This window comes from Romboutsia sp. D33t1_170424_H2, assembly GCF_015669105.1.
Classification (GTDB): Bacteria; Bacillota; Clostridia; order Peptostreptococcales; family Peptostreptococcaceae; genus Romboutsia_C; species Romboutsia_C hominis.
In genome coordinates this window covers 1-15,932 of the sequence record NZ_JADOZQ010000001.1, presented here as the reverse complement: position 1 = coordinate 15,932, position 15,932 = coordinate 1, and the positions used below count along the sequence as shown (strand labels likewise).

Annotated in this window: 21 protein-coding genes; 4 read left to right on the top strand and 17 right to left on the bottom strand. The window is 28.8% G+C overall.

Annotated features, from left to right (window positions below; all coding sequences use genetic code 11):
* Window positions 1–28 precede the first annotated feature (28 nt).
* Entirely contained in the window at window positions 29–469 is a 441-nt protein-coding gene (locus I4U66_RS00105) for a hypothetical protein (RefSeq protein WP_092927320.1), read from the top strand.
* Window positions 470–505: 36 nt separating this feature from the next.
* On the opposite strand, the gene I4U66_RS00100 is transcribed toward I4U66_RS00105, so the two are convergent.
* The 12 genes from I4U66_RS00100 to I4U66_RS00045 form a co-directional block, all read right to left on the bottom strand.
* Window positions 506–1,147 carry a cyclodeaminase/cyclohydrolase family protein gene (locus I4U66_RS00100; RefSeq protein WP_195236801.1) on the bottom strand — a complete coding sequence of 214 codons (642 nt, stop codon included), beginning with the start codon at window positions 1,145–1,147 and terminating at the stop codon, window positions 506–508.
* 14 nt (window positions 1,148–1,161) lie between these two features.
* Window positions 1,162–2,427 carry an imidazolonepropionase gene (gene hutI, locus I4U66_RS00095; RefSeq protein ID WP_092927324.1) on the bottom strand — a complete coding sequence of 422 codons (1,266 nt, stop codon included), beginning with the start codon at window positions 2,425–2,427 and terminating at the stop codon, window positions 1,162–1,164.
* 4 nt (window positions 2,428–2,431) lie between these two features.
* Window positions 2,432–3,325, bottom strand: a complete 894-nt coding sequence (gene ftcD / locus I4U66_RS00090; RefSeq protein WP_092927326.1) for a glutamate formimidoyltransferase — start codon at window positions 3,323–3,325, stop codon at window positions 2,432–2,434.
* Between the two features lie 82 nt (window positions 3,326–3,407).
* Window positions 3,408–5,447 carry a urocanate hydratase gene (locus I4U66_RS00085; protein WP_195580830.1) on the bottom strand — a complete coding sequence of 680 codons (2,040 nt, stop codon included), beginning with the start codon at window positions 5,445–5,447 and terminating at the stop codon, window positions 3,408–3,410.
* Between the two features lie 48 nt (window positions 5,448–5,495).
* Entirely contained in the window at window positions 5,496–7,037 is a 1,542-nt protein-coding gene (gene hutH / locus I4U66_RS00080) for a histidine ammonia-lyase (RefSeq protein WP_195580829.1), read from the bottom strand.
* A gap of 154 nt (window positions 7,038–7,191) precedes the next feature.
* Window positions 7,192–8,202 (bottom strand): LacI family DNA-binding transcriptional regulator, encoded by a 1,011-nt coding sequence (locus tag I4U66_RS00075; protein WP_166504885.1) that lies wholly within the window; start codon window positions 8,200–8,202, stop codon window positions 7,192–7,194.
* Window positions 8,203–8,447: 245 nt separating this feature from the next.
* The gene (locus I4U66_RS00070) at window positions 8,448–8,642 is read right to left on the bottom strand and encodes a hypothetical protein (protein ID WP_092927334.1); all 195 of its coding nucleotides are present in this window, start codon (window positions 8,640–8,642) and stop codon (window positions 8,448–8,450) included.
* Window positions 8,643–8,779: 137 nt separating this feature from the next.
* Window positions 8,780–8,965 carry a hypothetical protein gene (locus I4U66_RS00065; RefSeq protein ID WP_092927336.1) on the bottom strand — a complete coding sequence of 62 codons (186 nt, stop codon included), beginning with the start codon at window positions 8,963–8,965 and terminating at the stop codon, window positions 8,780–8,782.
* Between the two features lie 154 nt (window positions 8,966–9,119).
* Entirely contained in the window at window positions 9,120–9,308 is a 189-nt protein-coding gene (locus I4U66_RS00060; RefSeq protein WP_092927523.1) for a hypothetical protein, read from the bottom strand.
* Window positions 9,309–9,506: 198 nt separating this feature from the next.
* Window positions 9,507–9,719 carry a hypothetical protein gene (locus I4U66_RS00055; RefSeq protein ID WP_092927338.1) on the bottom strand — a complete coding sequence of 71 codons (213 nt, stop codon included), beginning with the start codon at window positions 9,717–9,719 and terminating at the stop codon, window positions 9,507–9,509.
* 175 nt (window positions 9,720–9,894) lie between these two features.
* Window positions 9,895–10,098 (bottom strand): hypothetical protein, encoded by a 204-nt coding sequence (locus I4U66_RS00050; protein WP_092927340.1) that lies wholly within the window; start codon window positions 10,096–10,098, stop codon window positions 9,895–9,897.
* A gap of 51 nt (window positions 10,099–10,149) precedes the next feature.
* Window positions 10,150–10,551 (bottom strand): hypothetical protein, encoded by a 402-nt coding sequence (locus I4U66_RS00045; protein WP_092927342.1) that lies wholly within the window; start codon window positions 10,549–10,551, stop codon window positions 10,150–10,152.
* Window positions 10,552–10,701: 150 nt separating this feature from the next.
* Here I4U66_RS00045 and acpP point away from each other — a divergent pair, with 150 nt between their 5' ends.
* The gene (acpP, locus tag I4U66_RS00040; RefSeq protein ID WP_092927344.1) at window positions 10,702–10,929 is read left to right on the top strand and encodes an acyl carrier protein; all 228 of its coding nucleotides are present in this window, start codon (window positions 10,702–10,704) and stop codon (window positions 10,927–10,929) included.
* A 44-nt stretch (window positions 10,930–10,973) separates the two neighbouring features.
* Here the strand turns inward: acpP and I4U66_RS00035 are convergent, their stop codons facing one another.
* From I4U66_RS00035 to I4U66_RS00025, 3 genes are all read right to left on the bottom strand, one after another.
* Window positions 10,974–11,198: a hypothetical protein gene (locus I4U66_RS00035; RefSeq protein WP_092927346.1), complete on the bottom strand. Its 225-nt coding sequence runs from the start codon at window positions 11,196–11,198 to the stop codon at window positions 10,974–10,976.
* Window positions 11,199–11,450: 252 nt separating this feature from the next.
* Window positions 11,451–12,455: a nucleoid-associated protein gene (locus I4U66_RS00030; protein WP_092927348.1), complete on the bottom strand. Its 1,005-nt coding sequence runs from the start codon at window positions 12,453–12,455 to the stop codon at window positions 11,451–11,453.
* Between the two features lie 23 nt (window positions 12,456–12,478).
* Window positions 12,479–13,381, bottom strand: a complete 903-nt coding sequence (locus tag I4U66_RS00025) for an RluA family pseudouridine synthase (RefSeq protein WP_092927350.1) — start codon at window positions 13,379–13,381, stop codon at window positions 12,479–12,481.
* Between the two features lie 278 nt (window positions 13,382–13,659).
* Between I4U66_RS00025 and I4U66_RS00020 the strand changes: the two genes are divergently transcribed.
* The gene (locus tag I4U66_RS00020; RefSeq protein ID WP_092927352.1) at window positions 13,660–14,460 is read left to right on the top strand and encodes an NAD(+)/NADH kinase; all 801 of its coding nucleotides are present in this window, start codon (window positions 13,660–13,662) and stop codon (window positions 14,458–14,460) included.
* Window positions 14,461–14,482: 22 nt separating this feature from the next.
* A complete protein-coding gene (gene yfcE, locus I4U66_RS00015) occupies window positions 14,483–15,043 on the top strand; it encodes a phosphodiesterase (RefSeq protein ID WP_092927354.1) in 561 nt (186 codons plus the stop codon).
* A 48-nt stretch (window positions 15,044–15,091) separates the two neighbouring features.
* Here yfcE and I4U66_RS00010 read toward each other — a convergent pair whose 3' ends face one another.
* Window positions 15,092–15,286, bottom strand: coding sequence for a hypothetical protein (locus I4U66_RS00010; protein WP_195928292.1), 195 nt, complete (start codon window positions 15,284–15,286; stop codon window positions 15,092–15,094).
* 55 nt (window positions 15,287–15,341) lie between these two features.
* Window positions 15,342–15,932: hypothetical protein (locus tag I4U66_RS00005; RefSeq protein ID WP_207743594.1), on the bottom strand; the 591-nt coding region annotated here is incomplete at its 5' end.

Below are 15,932 nucleotides of genomic sequence, written 5' to 3'. Positions count from 1 at the left end.
AATATATATTATAGAAAGGGGCATTTTTATGAAAAAGATAAATGCAGAAGCTCTAGAGAAAATGGCTAAAGAAAAAAATATAGATAAAGATAAAATAGAACAAATTGCTGACAGCTATAAAGGTAAGTCTGAAGGTGAGTTAATGGATGAACTAATCAAAATAGGTCAAACTCTAAAGGGAAGAGATGAAGTTGTCTCTAAATTTAAGACTTTCCTAGATGAAGAACAGCGAAATAAACTAGATGTTATAATGAAAAAAATATCTGATGCTGAAATTGAAAATAAAATTAATGCTAAGAAATCTAAAACTAAAAAAGGATCTGGAGCTTCTACTAGTGAATCTAAAAATTCTAAATCTAGTAAAAAGTCTAAGCCTAGCAAAAACAAAATATCTTCTCCTAGTGAGTCATCTTCCCCAGCACATCCAAAAAAAGTAGTTAAAAAAGTCAAAAAAACTAAAAGACCATAAATAAAAAAAGCTATCCTAAAATTAGGATAGCTTTTTTTAACTTATTTTAGAATGTATATCCTCTATTACCTTATCTTTAATCTTATTTCCTAGCTCTAATATTTCACCACAACATTTAGTATAGTGATTTTTTGTATTATCATCCTTAATACTAGATAAATTTACCTTTACATTAAGTATAGCACCTTCTAACCCTGTATAAATCATTAATGTCCCTACACCTATATCTGTTATGGCATTTTGATTTCCATAAGTAGCTATATAATCTACTAATTTTAATGCTTCTAGTGATAATTCTGCTGTCTTATACGGAACTTCTATTGAAAATAAAGTTGCATCTTGAATTGCACTATTTCTATTTTTTATTTCTTCCTCACTATTTTTAGGCATTTTTAAAGCCTTCATAACTTCATTAAATGCTTCTGTATCTTTATCAACTAAGTTTACTAGTTCTTGCCTTATATCTGATAGTTGATTAAATATATTTACAAATTCTATTCTTGTAGCTTCATCTAAATTTTCATATTTTTTCTTTCCAAAACTTAAATGAGCCATCATTTTGCAAAGTCCTACCCCTATATTACTAGCTAAAGCAGCTACTGAACCTCCACCAGGAGCTGGTGAGCTAGAATCTACTTCATCAGAAAATTCATTTAAACTCATATCTATTAATTTCATACTTTCCCCATCCTTTAATTGTTATAACATACACGCTTATCTTTTACTACTAGTTTTCCATCTTTATAAACTCTATCTACATGGTTTATTCCAAAGTGATACATTAAGTATTCTATATTAGGAGAATCAAATATAACAAAATCTGCTCTTTTACCGACTTCTATTGATCCTATTTCATATTGCCTATCAATACAATACGATGCATTAATAGTTACTGCATTTAAAACTTCATTTGGAGTCATTTTCAATCCTAAACATCCTAATTGCATTGCAAATTGAAGATTTTCACTTGGACAACTCCCTGGATTATAATCACTAGATATAGCTACTCTAACACCTAAATCTATCATTTTTCTTGCATTTGCATATGATTTATTTAAATTAAATGATGTTGCTGGAAGAATATTAGCTACTACATTTTCTTTTGCCATCATTTTAATACCATCTTCACTAGCTGCCATTAAATGGTCGGCTGATATACAGCCTAATTTTGCAGAAAGCTCTGCTCCTCCTAGTGATACAATCTCATCAGCATGAATTTTTAGTTTATATCCACATTCCTTTGCCTTTTTAAGTATTAATTCACTTTCTTCTATTGAAAATACACTATCTTCACAAAATACATCGCAAAATTCAGCTAAATCTAATTCCTTTATCTTCTTCATGTCTTCTAATATTTTAAATATAAACTCATCATGATTTTCTCTATATTCTAACGGTATAGCATGTGCTCCTAAATATGTATGTACTAAATCTATAGGATGATCATTATCTAACTCTTTTGCAACTTCAAGTTGTTTTATTTCTGTATCTAATTCTAATCCATAACCACTCTTAGCTTCTACTGTTGTTACTCCAAACTCTAACATTCTATCTAAGCTTTTTTTAGCTTTATCGTATAATTCTTCTTTAGTAGATATTTTAGTAGCATTAACCGTGCTTAAAATTCCTCCACCTTGTTTTAATATATCTATATAAGAAACACCCAAAAGTTTCTTATAAAATTCATTTTCTCTTGATCCGCCATGCACTAAATGAGTATGTGAATCTATAAGCCCTGGTGTTACTAATAAACCATTTGCATCTACTACCTCTGTTTTTTCATCTATCATGCTATGATAATCATCTTTACTTCCTATTGAAATGAATTTACCATCTTTTATTGATATATATGCATCTTCTATCATTTCTATATTGCTCATATCTTTTTTACTTTTAGTTTCATCACTTTTACAAGTAGCTAATTTACCAATGTTTTTTATAATCAAATCTGCTATCATACTATTACTCCATCAAACTAGTTTCTAATACTTTTTCTAAATCAAAGTTTTCTAATCCTAAATAATAAGAAGCAACATCTATAAGTGCCTCCATAGGGCAAAGTCCTACTACTTCACTTCCAGTAACATTTACTCCAAACCTTCTAGCTTCCATTTTTACAGCTTCAAAAGCCCTATACATACTAGTTTTTGTGTAATCAGTTAGATTCATCGTTACTTGAGTAATTTTTCTTTCTGGTATTTCAACAGGTCCCGCTTTTATATACCTATAACCTCCGCTTGAGTGTCTAATAGTTTTAGCTATTTTATTTGCAATTTCTATGTTATCAGTATCAAGGTTTATATTATATGCAATAAGAGGTCTCCTAGCACCTATAGCTATTGCACCTGCGCTTTCATGCTTTTTAGCTTCTCCAAAATCAGGTATCCAATTGCTATCTTTTAGCTTTTCATCTAAACCTTCAAATTCTCCTTTTCTTACGTTAGCAAGATTTTGTCTATCAGGTTTTGTCGCTGCATCTTCATATAAAAATACTGGTATACTTAATTTATCTGAAACTTCTCTTCCAAGTTCTTTAGCTAAATTGACAGCATCCTCCATAGTCATATCTTTTATAGGTATAAATGGACAAACATCAGTTGCACCAAATCTTGAATGTTGCCCCTTATGATTATTCATATCTATTATATTTTTAGCAACTTCTATAGACTCAAACACTGCCTTTTTAACTTGTTGTGGTTCTCCTATAACTGTTACAACCAGTCTATTGTAATTTTTATCAGCTTCATAGTTTAATAGCTTTACACCTTCTTTTTTTCTTAGTGGTTCTACTATTTTCTCTATTTTTTCTAAATCTCTTCCTTCACTAAAATTTGGTACGCATTGAACTACGGCCATATACTTCCCCCCCCTATAACTTTATATGTTTTATATAGAATTTAAAATTTATTATGTGGTTAATATTTTCTATAATAATTTGCTAAAAATTTAAATTCTCTATAATCTCATCTATAACTTCTTCTTCTACCAAATATGGTAATGTTATATGATCTTTGCCTTTACACATTTTATTATATTCAATAACTGTACTTATAGAATTTTCATTTCTAGCCCATGCTCTTCTTGCAACACCACTCATAACATCCCAAGGCATAGAACTTCTTAATATATCGTCAACTCTTAAAGATCCATCTAATACCATTCCAAACCCGCCATTTATAGATTTACCTATACCAACTCCTCCTCCATTGTGAAGAGCTACCAAACTCATTCCTCTTGCACAATTACCTGCAAAACAATGAGTTGCCATATCAGCCATTATATTACTTCCATCTTTTATATTTGATGTCTCTCTAAATGGAGAATCTGTACCTGACACATCATGGTGATCTCTACCTAACATTACTGGTCCTATTTCACCTTTTCTTACCATGTCATTAAATTTAAGTGCAATGTTAGTTCTTCCCATAGCATCTTGATATAATATTCTAGCTTGAGTACCTACAACCAAAGCATTTTTCTTTGCATCTCTTATCCATATCCAGTTATCTCTATCTTGATATCTTCTGTCTGGATCTATTATCTCCATCGCTGCTTTATCTGTTTTTTCTAAGTCTTCTTCTTTTCCTGATAGGCATACCCATCTAAATGGACCATATCCATAGTCAAACAATTGAGGCCCTAGTATATCTTCAACATATGATGGGAATATAAATCCATCTTTTTCATCTACTTTATTTTTTGATATTTCCTTACACCCTGCATCATATATAGCTTTCATAAAACTGTTACCATAATCAAAGAAATATGTTCCTCTTTTATTAAGTTCTTTTATCAAATTAAAATGATTTACTAGAGTTTTATTTACAAGTTCTATAAATCTAGTTTTATTCTTATCTAAAAGCTCTGTTCTTTCTTCAAATGTAATACCTTGTGGGCAGTATCCTCCATCATAAACAGCATGACAAGATGTTTGGTCAGAAAGTAAGTCTATAAATATGTTATTATTAACAGCATATTCTAATAAATCTACTATATTTCCATGATATGCAATGGCACATTCTTTTCTTTTGTCCATATACTCCTTCGCTAAATTAAATGCTTCTTCACAGGTATTAGCAATTTTACTAACCCAACCTTGATTATATCTTGTTTCTATTCTTGAATAATCAACTTCAGCTATTATACCTACTCCACCAGCAATTTCTATAGCCTTACCTTGAGCACCACTCATTCCTCCAAGGCCCGAAGTTACAAATAGTTTGCCTTTTAAATCTTCTTCCTTCCCTAAACCTAGTACTAATCTTCCTGCATTTAAAAGTGTTGAATAAGTTCCATGAACGATTCCTTGCGGACCTATATACATCCATCCTCCAGCTGTCATCTGTCCATAATTTGAAACACCTATAGCAGCTGCTCTTTTCCATTCTTCTTGGTTATCAAACATTCCTATCATAAGGCCATTTGTAAGTATTACTCTTGGGGCATCTGGTTTTGACTTAAAAAGACCTAATGGATGGCCAGATTGTATAACTAATGTTTGATCTTCAGTTAAAACTTTTAGATACTCTTTAACCAGTACATATTGCATCCAATTTTGAAACACTTGCCCTGTTTCTCCATAAGTTACAAGCTCATATGGATAAAGAGCTATATCAAAATCTAGGTTATTATCTATCATAACCTGAAAGGCTTTACCTTCTATACATTTTCCTTCATACTCTTCTATAGATTTTCCTTTTATATTTCCTTTTGGTCTAAATCTATATCCATATATTCTTCCCATTGTCATTAGTTCTTTTAAAAACTCTGGTGCTAATTCTTCATGATAATTTTCAGGTATATATCTTAATGCATTTTTAAGCGCTAACTTTATATCCTCTTTAGATAGTTTTGCCTCTCTTTTTGGCGCTCTTCTTATCCCTTTAATAAATTCACAATTATCTTTAGGTATTTCATTAATTTTTATAGACATTCCTTCAAATATTTCTTGATTTAAAATATTTAATGTTTTCTCCATTAGCATCCTCCTTATAGTGCTTTATATAAAACTTACTTCTGGAATTTCTTAATTTACTAAAATATCTTCTTCTATAGCTTCTTCTACTTTATCAATTATTAAATTTGAAATTATTATATCTTCGCATTTATCAATATCTTTATACATTATCCTATCTTTATCAACAAATGGTATATTATCTCTCACAACTTTATAGGCAGCCTTACTTCCTACTCCTAAATTATTATTTTCTCTTAAATCTATGGCTTGGACTGCTCCTAATATTTCCATTGATAATACTTTTCTAGTATTTTTCATTATTTCTCTTGCTTTTCTAGCTGCTATAGTTCCCATAGAAACATGATCTTCTTGATTTGCTGATGATGGTATTGAATCTACACTTGCTGGATGTGCTAAAACTTTGTTTTCAGATACTAGAGATGCTGCACTATACTGCACAATCATAAATCCTGAGTTTAATCCACCTTTATTTACTAAAAATGCTGGCAAATTATGATTTATTGCTGGGTTTACTAATTTTTCTAATCTTCTTTCTGATATATTAGCTATCTCTGCTAATGCTATTGATAAAAAATCAAAAGCTAATGCCATTGGTTGTCCGTGGAAGTTTCCACCTGATATAACTTCTTCTTGATTTGGAAATATTATTGGGTTGTCTGTTACTGAGTTGATCTCTATATTTACTTTATTTTTAACATATTCTATAGCATCTTTGCTAGCACCATGTATTTGAGGAGAACATCTTAATGAATATGCATCTTGTACTCTTATTTCTCCTTGTTTTGTTGTCATTTCACTATCTTTAACTATATTTAATATATTTTTAGCTGTATTTATTTGACCTTTATGTGGTCTTACTCTATGAACCTTCTCGTCCATTGCACAAGATATTCCATTTAAACCTTCCATAGTTAAAGCTAATGCTATATCTGCATGCTTTAATAGATTTATGGAGTCATATAGTGTTAATAGACCTATTGCCGTCATAACTTGTGTTCCATTTATAAGAGCTAAACCTTCTTTATAAGATAAGTCTTCTAATATATCTATGTTTGCTTTTTTCATTGCTTCTTTTGAAGGTAATCTTTCACCTTTATATATAGCTTCACCTTCTCCTATCATAGTTAAAACCATATGAGATAGTGGCGCTAAATCTCCAGATGCACCAAGTGAACCTTTCTCTGGTATTATAGGATGTACTCCTTCATTTACCATACTTATTAATACTTCTAATGTTTGTAATCTTATCCCTGAATATCCCTTTGACAAAGCATTTATTCTAAGTAGCATAATAGCTCTTACTATTTCTTCGTCTAGTGGATTTCCCACTCCACAAGAATGACTTATAATTAAATTTCTTTGTAATTCTTTTGCGTCATCTTTAGATATAACTATATCTGAAAATCTTCCAAAGCCTGTAGTTATTCCATAAGATACTTTATCTTCTTTCACGAATTTATCTACTAAAGCTCTAGATTTTTGAATATTATCTATAGCTTCCTTACTAAGCTTTACCTTATAATCATTCCTTGCTACTTTTACAACATCTTCTATGGTTAAATCATTTCCATTTAGTGTAATTATCCCCACAGCGTAACCTCCCCAATGTAAAAATATATTCTATTTAAAAGACTTCTATACTTTTTTATGCAATCCTCCTTAATAATAATTAAAATTATATGATATAGCTATAATAAAAAAGTGTCTTAAAATAATGCTAGTATTATTTTAAGACACTTTTTTATTATCTTTCTATTACACTTTCTCTTTCAACTATTCTGTATGGTAATTCTATTTTCTTTTCGTCTAACTGTTCTTTATTTATCATTTTGATTACCATTCTTATAGCTACAGCTCCCATATCATATAATGGTTGATGTACTGTAGTTAATTTTGGTCTATACATATTAGCTATTTTTACATCATTAAATCCTGCAACTGATATATCTTCCGGTACTTTATATCCAGCATCGCATATTGCATTTATGGCTCCTATTGCAGCTTCATCTCCCGTTACAAATGCTGCATGAGGTATTATTCCTTCATCAAGTAGTTCTTTCATACTTTCATATCCAGCTTCATAAGTAGTTCCACCATATTTAACTAAGCTCTTATCTAATTGTATATTTCTTTCATTTAAGGCTTCTTCATATCCCGATAATCTTTCCATTTCAAGTACTGTATCATCTTTACTAGTCATCACAAATGCTATTTTTTCATGCCCTTTATCTAAAAGATATTTAGTCATATCATAAGTAGCTTCTTTATTACTTGTACTTACTGTATATATATCATAATTTCTTGCTGTTTTACTTATATAAGTTGCTGGTATTCCACAGTTTTGTATATAGTTTATATGATCTTCTTCTACTTTCCAAGATATCATAACGATACCTTCAACTTGTTTTGCTCTTAGTAAATTTATACTTTTTAATTCTTGTTCTTTATTTGAGTAAGTATTAGCTAATAATATCTCATAATCATACATTTTAGCTACTTCCTCTATACCATTTAATATTTCATTTACAAAAGAATCCGATACTTCTGGTACTATAACTCCTATTAGCTGACTTTTTTTAGTAACTAAACTTCGAGCTAGAGGGTTTGGTATATAACCTGTTTCCTTTATAACATCTAAAACTTTTTGCTTTACTTCATCAGTAACTGGTTTTGAATCATTTATAACTCTCGATACCGTAGATATAGAAACTCCAGCTCTTTTTGCCACATCTTTTATAGTTATGTTGCTTTTCATTTTAGTTCCTCCTTATACATATTTTATGTATTTTAAAGTTTAATCCGTCTACTTTCTTAAATTTTAATTTTACCATATATTATAAATTTTATAAATATTTTAAGACGATTATTTATTAGTTTTATTATGTAATATAATTTTTATACCCAAAAACAGCGTATTAATTTACCTTCATAAGTAAATATTTTATCTCTAAATTAAAAAAAAAGCAACGGTATTTAACACCGTTGCTTTTTTAGTAAATATTAACAGCAATCTCCGTCTTCGAAAAGACCTCCACAAGAACATGTTATTAATAATAATATTAAGAATGGTATCCAATCAGTTATACAAATCTCACTCCAACATTCTTGGAAAGCTAAGAATAAGAAGAATAATACTATTATCCACCAAGCTCCACCTGCGAAAAATCCACAATCTCCAAAAAATCTATCTAGCATAACAAATTCCTCCCTTTGATAAATTTTTTAATGAATTAACTTTTAGATGTCTATACATAATCTAAAATTTTGTATAGTATATAATATGAATCTTTTAAATTTTTGTTACTCATAATGTTTTTTATTTTTTAATTTTACTAACAATCTCCTCCAATTTCTCCACAACTACAAACTATTAATAGTAATATTAAGAATGGTATCCATTCAACTATTTCTATTTCACACCATTGTTCTCCAAATACTAAGAATAAGAAGAATAATATTATTATCCACCAAGCACCTCCAAAGAAACCATCACAACCACCAAATAATCTATCTAACATTTTGCTACCTCCTGTTGTTATTATAATTTGAGTTTTCACTCTTAACATATAATATGCAAGAAATTAAATTTGTGATATTAGTTTGTATAATTTTTATTTTTATAATTTAAAATAAAAAAACAAAAGAATGCAAAGCACTCTTTTGTTTTCTTATTTAGCATCCACAGTCGAAGTTAGCCTCACAGCATCCAAAATCTCCATCATTAACTCCTACACATGAACACACTATTAATAATAATATTAGGAATGGAATCCAGTCAGTTATGCATATATCGCTCCAACATTCTTGGAAAACTAAGAACAAGAAGAATAGTATTATTATCCACCATCCTCCTCCTCCCATACAATCAAAAACTCTACTTAATTTGCTACTCACAAAAATCCCCCCTACATAAGAATAATTCTTTAGTGAAGTATATTTATGTCTCGTTAGGGCTTTTGCCCACTTAATACATAGTATGTAATTTTTCAAAAAGTGTTATTATTTTTTTATAATTTATAAAATTTTTTGTTAATAAAGAACTCTAAATAGAGTTCTTTATTAACAACATCCACATCCACAATCAAAATCAAAATTAGTCAATAAAAGTATTATAAGAACTATCCAAATAATACCCATATCATCACATAATATCCATTCAAGAAGATCATCTCCTAGTAAAAGTATTACACCTATTACTATCAATACTATTAGACCAGTGTTGCCAAATAATCCTCCTCCAAAGAATCTTGATAATCCTTGATCTGTTGACATTAATATCCCACCTTTAATTTTATGAATAATAGTATATTACTAACTATTTAATAAATATTATGTAATAATGTGTAAAATTGTTACCCTTTTATTAAATTAAATCATAATATATTTGTCTATTACTAAATTTTTTTACACAAAAAAAGAAATCAAATGATTTCTTTAAAAAAGCTTATTAACAAAGACTTTCATCAAAATTAAATAATAAAAGTAGTACTAATATAATCCACATCCAAGCATTATCGTTTTCTAGAAAGTCATCTAATAAATCTGTAAATATAACAATAAATACTAATACTATAACTATTAGCATTCTATTGTTTAAAATATTATTATTCCCTCCAAACAAACGAGTTAGGGTATCTTCTAATTTTGCCATTAAACCCCCCCTTTTAATTCATGATGTCTTTATTAAATGTATATAAGATTACTATACTAAGTTTTTATTGATTATTAACCTATCAATCTCTCTATCACATAATTTATTGTACTTTTCTACTTCTCCTAAATATATCTTTTTACCTTCTGTCTCTTTTAAGCTTTTTACTAAACTATCTATGGACTTTACCTTATAGTTTTTATAATTATCTATTAAAAATGTTGTATCAGTATTATTTAATCCTTCTTTAAGACTATTAAGTCTTTTTATATAGTCTTGTTTATTTTCTAATACATAATATTCCTTATCTATTATATCTTCTAGTATAATATTTGTTTCTGCCACATAATCTTTAATCTTTTGCATATCTAATGTTACTGAATTATAATAAAAATTTCCTAATATTACTAAAAATACTCCAATTGAAGATATTAGTAAACTTATATACTTCATAACAATTCCTCCTATGTATAAAATTTATATATTAATTTATATTCTCATTAAAAAAGTTTATTACATTTTCTTAAAAACTCTATTGAAAAATTTTTAATATTATATTAAACTACAAGTAAATTTATAAACCGTTTCTAGGAGGGTTAAACCATGTTTGAAAAAATAAAATCAATAATAGCTGAACAATTAGGAATAGATAACACAAATGTAATGACTAAAGATACTTCTTTAATAGAAGATTTAGAAGCTGACTCTTTAGATGCTGTTGAAGTTATAATGGCTCTTGAAGATGAATTTGGAATAGAAATTCCAGATGAGGAAGCTGAAAACTTCAAAACTATAGGTGATATCTGTAAATATATAGAAGATAACCAATAATCTAAAGAAATAAAGCCGAGCATATGAAGCTCGGTTTTAACTTATTAACAGCAAAAATCATCATGGCAACCATCATTTCTCCCAAGCATAAATACTAAAAATACTAAAAGTATAATCCAAACTAATGAATTATTTTGGTCGAAAAAACAATCTAAGTTTCCATTTGAATTAATTAAAAGAAGTACAACCAATCCTATTATCAAAAAAAATATCATTGGATTATCATCTACAAAATCAAACCCTCTTAACATATCTTTTAGTTGTTCCATATTTACCCCCTTAATATGTAACAATTTTAGTCCTATTATATTTATATGGCTTTCAATAATATATATTGCATGTACACTAAAAAATTAAATTTACTCCTAATAATTAAAATATTATTTTTAACATGCGCAGATTTCTTGAAATTACTTTACTCTAAAAATTAAACATATATTTTAAGTTTAATACAGAAAGTTTAATACAGAATATTTGTATACAAAAAACACCAAAGCTTTATAAGTCTTTGGTGCTTTTTGCTACTTCTCTTCGTAAAATCTAATATTTTTTAATGTTATATCTATACTTCCATCTGGGTTTTGCTTTACACTGTATTTCATTGGGTCTTCAAAATCTTCTAAATTTCCTTTTAAATCAAATCCATTATCCGTTTTTATACTTCTTTTCTTAAGCTTTTTTTCAACCCATGTTTTATCTATATTGAAACCTTCATCTAATCCCTTATCTTCCATATGTTCTTTGAAGCTTTCTTTTAGATTTTCATCTTTTATATTATTTTCTATAAAATCATTCACATCTATTTCATGCTTTTCTTTTAATGTATAATTAAGTACACTTCTCATATCTTCTGCTTGTTTTATATTTTCTGTTAATGCATTTGTTATCCAATTTTCCGCTGACTTTTTAAATACCTTCGTCTTATATTTGTCATCATCAATTCTTTCTGCATTTAAGAATTCCTTAATGAACTTTGATTCACTTTCTTCCTTCTCTGCATCTTTATCTAACAATCTTAAATGAAACTCATCATTTATTCCACTTACTCCTATAATTGCACATTGCTTTTGTCTTCCTGTTTCTGGTATACCTATTTCATTTGCAACCATTTGTATATTAAACTTATCATCTATAAATTCTATAGAGTGAGTGTAAAGTTTTTTATAATCTAGCTTAAGTATAGCTACATATTTTTCATCCTTAACTGTATATAAACATATTGCTAAATCACATGAATCTATTTCTGAATTGATTTTCATTATATCAAATAAATATGCTGCTATTTCCTTAGAATTTTCTAAGAAAGTGATTTCATCATATATTATCTGCTCACAGCAATTTTTTATTATATTATTGTTATAATCCTTAAATATTCCTTTTCTTAAATCATCATCTTTAGTTACTCTTTTTATTATTTTTTGGAAAAACTTATCTACCTCAGGATTTATTTTTCCCTCATAGTCATTTAGTATTGGAACATCACTATTTTTATCTAATACATGTATTATAAACTTATGAATTATCATAATCTCACCTCTAATTATATTTGTTATTTTAGCTTATTTATTAAGTCTTCTATATCTTTTGGTAAATTAGCCTTAAACTCTAACTCTTCTTTCGTTCTAGGCTGATTAAATTTTAAGCTATATGCATGTAATGCTTGTCTATTTATGAGATTTTCATCTACATATCCATAAAGCTCATCACCTATTATACCATGACCTATATAGTTCATATGGACTCTTATTTGATGTGTTCTCCCTGTTTCAAGCTTTACTTCTAGTACTGTAGCATCATTTAATCTTTCTAATACTTTATAATGAGTTACAGATTCCTGCCCTCTTTCATCCACAACTCTTTTTATACTATCTTCCGTGGGTCTATATATTGGTTGATTTATAGTTCCAAAATCTTCTTTTACTATTCCTTTTACAACAGTTATATAAGTTTTTTCAACTTTATCTTTGCTCATATCTAATGATAAAGTATGATGTGCATAAGCATTTTTAGCAACTATAACTAAACCAGATGTATTCATATCTAATCTATTTACAAACCTTACTTTAACTTTTTCATTTTTCTTGATTATATAGTCAGTTATCCCATTTGCTATTGTGCTTTCACTATGGCTTTTAGTCGGATGTACCACCATAAACGGTGGTTTGTTAACCATTATTATATCAAAGTCATCATACAATATGTCTAAATTTAAATCTTGTGGTGTAAAATTCGCCATATCTTCTTCTATTTTTACTTCTATTAAATCACCTTTTTTAACTTTAGTACTAGGCTTTTTAAATTCACCGTTTACTAACATACTTTGTTCTCTTTTCATCTTTGATAATGATCTTACAGAGAAATTTAATTTATCTAATAGTATCTCTTTTAACGTTGAATTTTCTTCACTCGTATAAGATATGATATTATACCTTTGTTCTTCCTTTTTAAACAAATCTGCACCTACCTTCTTTTCTTATAACATTATATATTTTATACTATTTTAGATTAATAGATAAGACCTTTTATTATTAATATCTTACTTATATTTGTTTATAAACTTTAAATTTTACTTATTTTTAGTATACATAAATTCTTTCTTTATGTATTATCTTATATATGTACCTCTATAATCAACTATTTGAGTATAAAGAGTTTATTTGTCTACTTTTAATTAACTATAATTTAACCTATTAAGTTATGCTATAATACAAAGTATAGAGGGGTGGAAAAATGAGAAAAATTATAACTGTAAAATCAAATGAACTTAAAAAATCTATTGCAACGAAAAACTTATTAACTAACAAACTGATCTCTGCTGGATTTGAGGTAATCGATTATTTCCATCCAGATACAGAACTTGTTATATCAATTGGTGGAGATGGATCTTTTTTAAAGACTGTTCACGATTTTAATTTTCCTGATGTTCCAGTAGTCGGGATAAACACAGGGCACCTTGGCTTTTTCCCAGATATTTCTCCAGATGATATTGATAGATTTATAACATCATACATAAATGAAGATTATTTGATACAAGATATACCTCTTCTTGGTGCTAGTATCTGTACTGATAAACATTGTAATGATATATTTGCTATAAATGAAGTCGTTGTAAAAGGAGATAAATCTAGGATTATACACATTGACGTAAATATAAATGATAGACATATACAAAAATTTAGTGGAGATGGAATGATTATATCAACTCCTACAGGTTCAACAGCCTACAATTATGCAGCAGGAGGTAGTATTGTTGATCCAAGTATAAGCTTAATGCAGCTTACTCCACTTTATCCTATAAATACAAATGCTTATAGAAGTTTTACTTCTAGTATTATATGTTCTAATGATTCTGTAATAAATATTACTCCTGAATATAGATTTGAAAACTCAATTATAATAGTAATAGATGGAGTCGAGCATAAATTTAATCGTATTTCTAGCATTAAAACTTTTATGTCTGATGTTAAAATAAAATTACTCAGAATGTCAAACTATGAATTTTGGAGTAGGGTTTCTGAAAAATTCTTGTAATCTTAACTTAGGAGGAAATGAAATGAAAATAGGTGTAATGAGCGATACTCATGGAAGTTTACTTTATTTTGAAAAGGCACTAGATGCATTATCTGAGTGTGATGTGATTTTACATGGTGGTGATGTTCTGTACCATGGACCTAGAAATGATATTCCAGAAGGTTATAATCCAAAAGGAGTAATAGCCAAAATTAATGAACTTAATAATATAATTATCGCTAGGGGAAATTGTGACGCTGACGTTGATCAAATGGTTATAAATCATCCTATCCAAAGTCCGTATGTTATGAATCAATTTGGTGAAACTAGAATAATAATGACTCATGGATATACTAAGTCTAAAGAAGATACTATACAAGATGCTAAAAATATGGGTGGAGATATACTTATTCTTGGTCATACTCATGTTAAAGAACTTTATATAGATGAAAATTTAATAGTATTAAATCCTGGAAGTACATCAATTCCTAAAGATGGCACTCATTCAGTCGCTATTATAGATATAAATCAAAGTGATGATGAAGTTGATATGGAATTTAACTTACTAGATATAAATAGCGGTGACGTAATACATATAAATTAAAAGGGAGAGGTTATTTTAGCCTCTCCTCTATTTATATATATCTACTTTTTATTCATCGTTTCCACTTTTTTTAACCGTTTTAGAATCGCTCACTTTTTTACTATTTTTTATTGGTTCACTCTTACTATCATGTTTGCTATCGTGTTTGTTGTCATGCTGGCTATCGTGTTTGCTATCATGTTTACTATCGTGTTTGCTATCATGCGAGCTTTTACTACTCTGCATTTTTTTTCTAAAATTCATATCCCATATACTCCTTATTTTTTAATAATTATATTTTCCTATTTTCTTGCTAGTCCTAACAACAATTGTTATTGTTATTATCATTATCACAATTATCATCATCGCAATTGTTATTATTGCAATTTATTTCGTCATGTTCAAATTTATGTTTTTTTCCACAACATCCACAAGTAACATATATATTTATAGGTGTATGAACAGTTATTGGTCCTATATTGTTGTTTGCATTTGATTGATTGTTTGCACTAGATTCTGATGTTGAATCTACATCTGCACTTGCATCTGCTGTTGAGTCTGAGTCTGATGTTGAATCAGATGTTGCATCTGCGTCTGCTGTTGAGTCTGCATCCGCTGTTGCATCTGCGTCTGAACTTGCATCAGATGTTGAATCTGAGTCTGATGTTGAATCAGATGTTGCATCTGCGTCTGCTGTTGAGTCTGAGTCTGATGTTGAATCAGATGTTGCGTCTGCATCTGCTGTTGAGTCCGCATCTGCTGTTGCATCTGAGTCTGATGTTGAATCAGATGTTGCATCTGCGTCTGCTGTTGAGTCTGCATCTGCTGTTGCATCTGAGTCTGATGTTGAATCAGATGTTGCATCTGCATCTGCTGTTGCATCTGAGTCTGATGTTGAATCAGATGTTGC

What these genes read in the sequence shown, in the direction of transcription:
- I4U66_RS00010 (WP_195928292.1), bottom strand. Translation starts at nt 15,286, where the DNA reads ATGAATTTTAGAAAAAAAATGCAGAGTAGTAAAAGCTCGCATGATAGC.
- I4U66_RS00035 (WP_092927346.1), bottom strand. Translation starts at nt 11,198, where the DNA reads ATGGAACAACTAAAAGATATGTTAAGAGGGTTTGATTTTGTAGATGAT.
- I4U66_RS00100 (WP_195236801.1), bottom strand. Translation starts at nt 1,147, where the DNA reads ATGAAATTAATAGATATGAGTTTAAATGAATTTTCTGATGAAGTAGAT.
- I4U66_RS00060 (WP_092927523.1), bottom strand. Translation starts at nt 9,308, where the DNA reads ATGGGAGGAGGAGGATGGTGGATAATAATACTATTCTTCTTGTTCTTA.
- yfcE (WP_092927354.1), top strand. Translation starts at nt 14,483, where the DNA reads ATGAAAATAGGTGTAATGAGCGATACTCATGGAAGTTTACTTTATTTT.
- I4U66_RS00075 (WP_166504885.1), bottom strand. Translation starts at nt 8,202, where the DNA reads ATGAAAAGCAACATAACTATAAAAGATGTGGCAAAAAGAGCTGGAGTT.
- I4U66_RS00065 (WP_092927336.1), bottom strand. Translation starts at nt 8,965, where the DNA reads ATGTTAGATAGATTATTTGGTGGTTGTGATGGTTTCTTTGGAGGTGCT.
- I4U66_RS00045 (WP_092927342.1), bottom strand. Translation starts at nt 10,551, where the DNA reads ATGAAGTATATAAGTTTACTAATATCTTCAATTGGAGTATTTTTAGTA.
- ftcD (WP_092927326.1), bottom strand. Translation starts at nt 3,325, where the DNA reads ATGGCCGTAGTTCAATGCGTACCAAATTTTAGTGAAGGAAGAGATTTA.
- I4U66_RS00020 (WP_092927352.1), top strand. Translation starts at nt 13,660, where the DNA reads ATGAGAAAAATTATAACTGTAAAATCAAATGAACTTAAAAAATCTATT.
- I4U66_RS00030 (WP_092927348.1), bottom strand. Translation starts at nt 12,455, where the DNA reads ATGATAATTCATAAGTTTATAATACATGTATTAGATAAAAATAGTGAT.
- acpP (WP_092927344.1), top strand. Translation starts at nt 10,702, where the DNA reads ATGTTTGAAAAAATAAAATCAATAATAGCTGAACAATTAGGAATAGAT.
- I4U66_RS00085 (WP_195580830.1), bottom strand. Translation starts at nt 5,447, where the DNA reads ATGGAGAAAACATTAAATATTTTAAATCAAGAAATATTTGAAGGAATG.
- I4U66_RS00055 (WP_092927338.1), bottom strand. Translation starts at nt 9,719, where the DNA reads ATGTCAACAGATCAAGGATTATCAAGATTCTTTGGAGGAGGATTATTT.
- I4U66_RS00105 (WP_092927320.1), top strand. Translation starts at nt 29, where the DNA reads ATGAAAAAGATAAATGCAGAAGCTCTAGAGAAAATGGCTAAAGAAAAA.
- hutI (WP_092927324.1), bottom strand. Translation starts at nt 2,427, where the DNA reads ATGATAGCAGATTTGATTATAAAAAACATTGGTAAATTAGCTACTTGT.
- I4U66_RS00050 (WP_092927340.1), bottom strand. Translation starts at nt 10,098, where the DNA reads ATGGCAAAATTAGAAGATACCCTAACTCGTTTGTTTGGAGGGAATAAT.
- I4U66_RS00070 (WP_092927334.1), bottom strand. Translation starts at nt 8,642, where the DNA reads ATGCTAGATAGATTTTTTGGAGATTGTGGATTTTTCGCAGGTGGAGCT.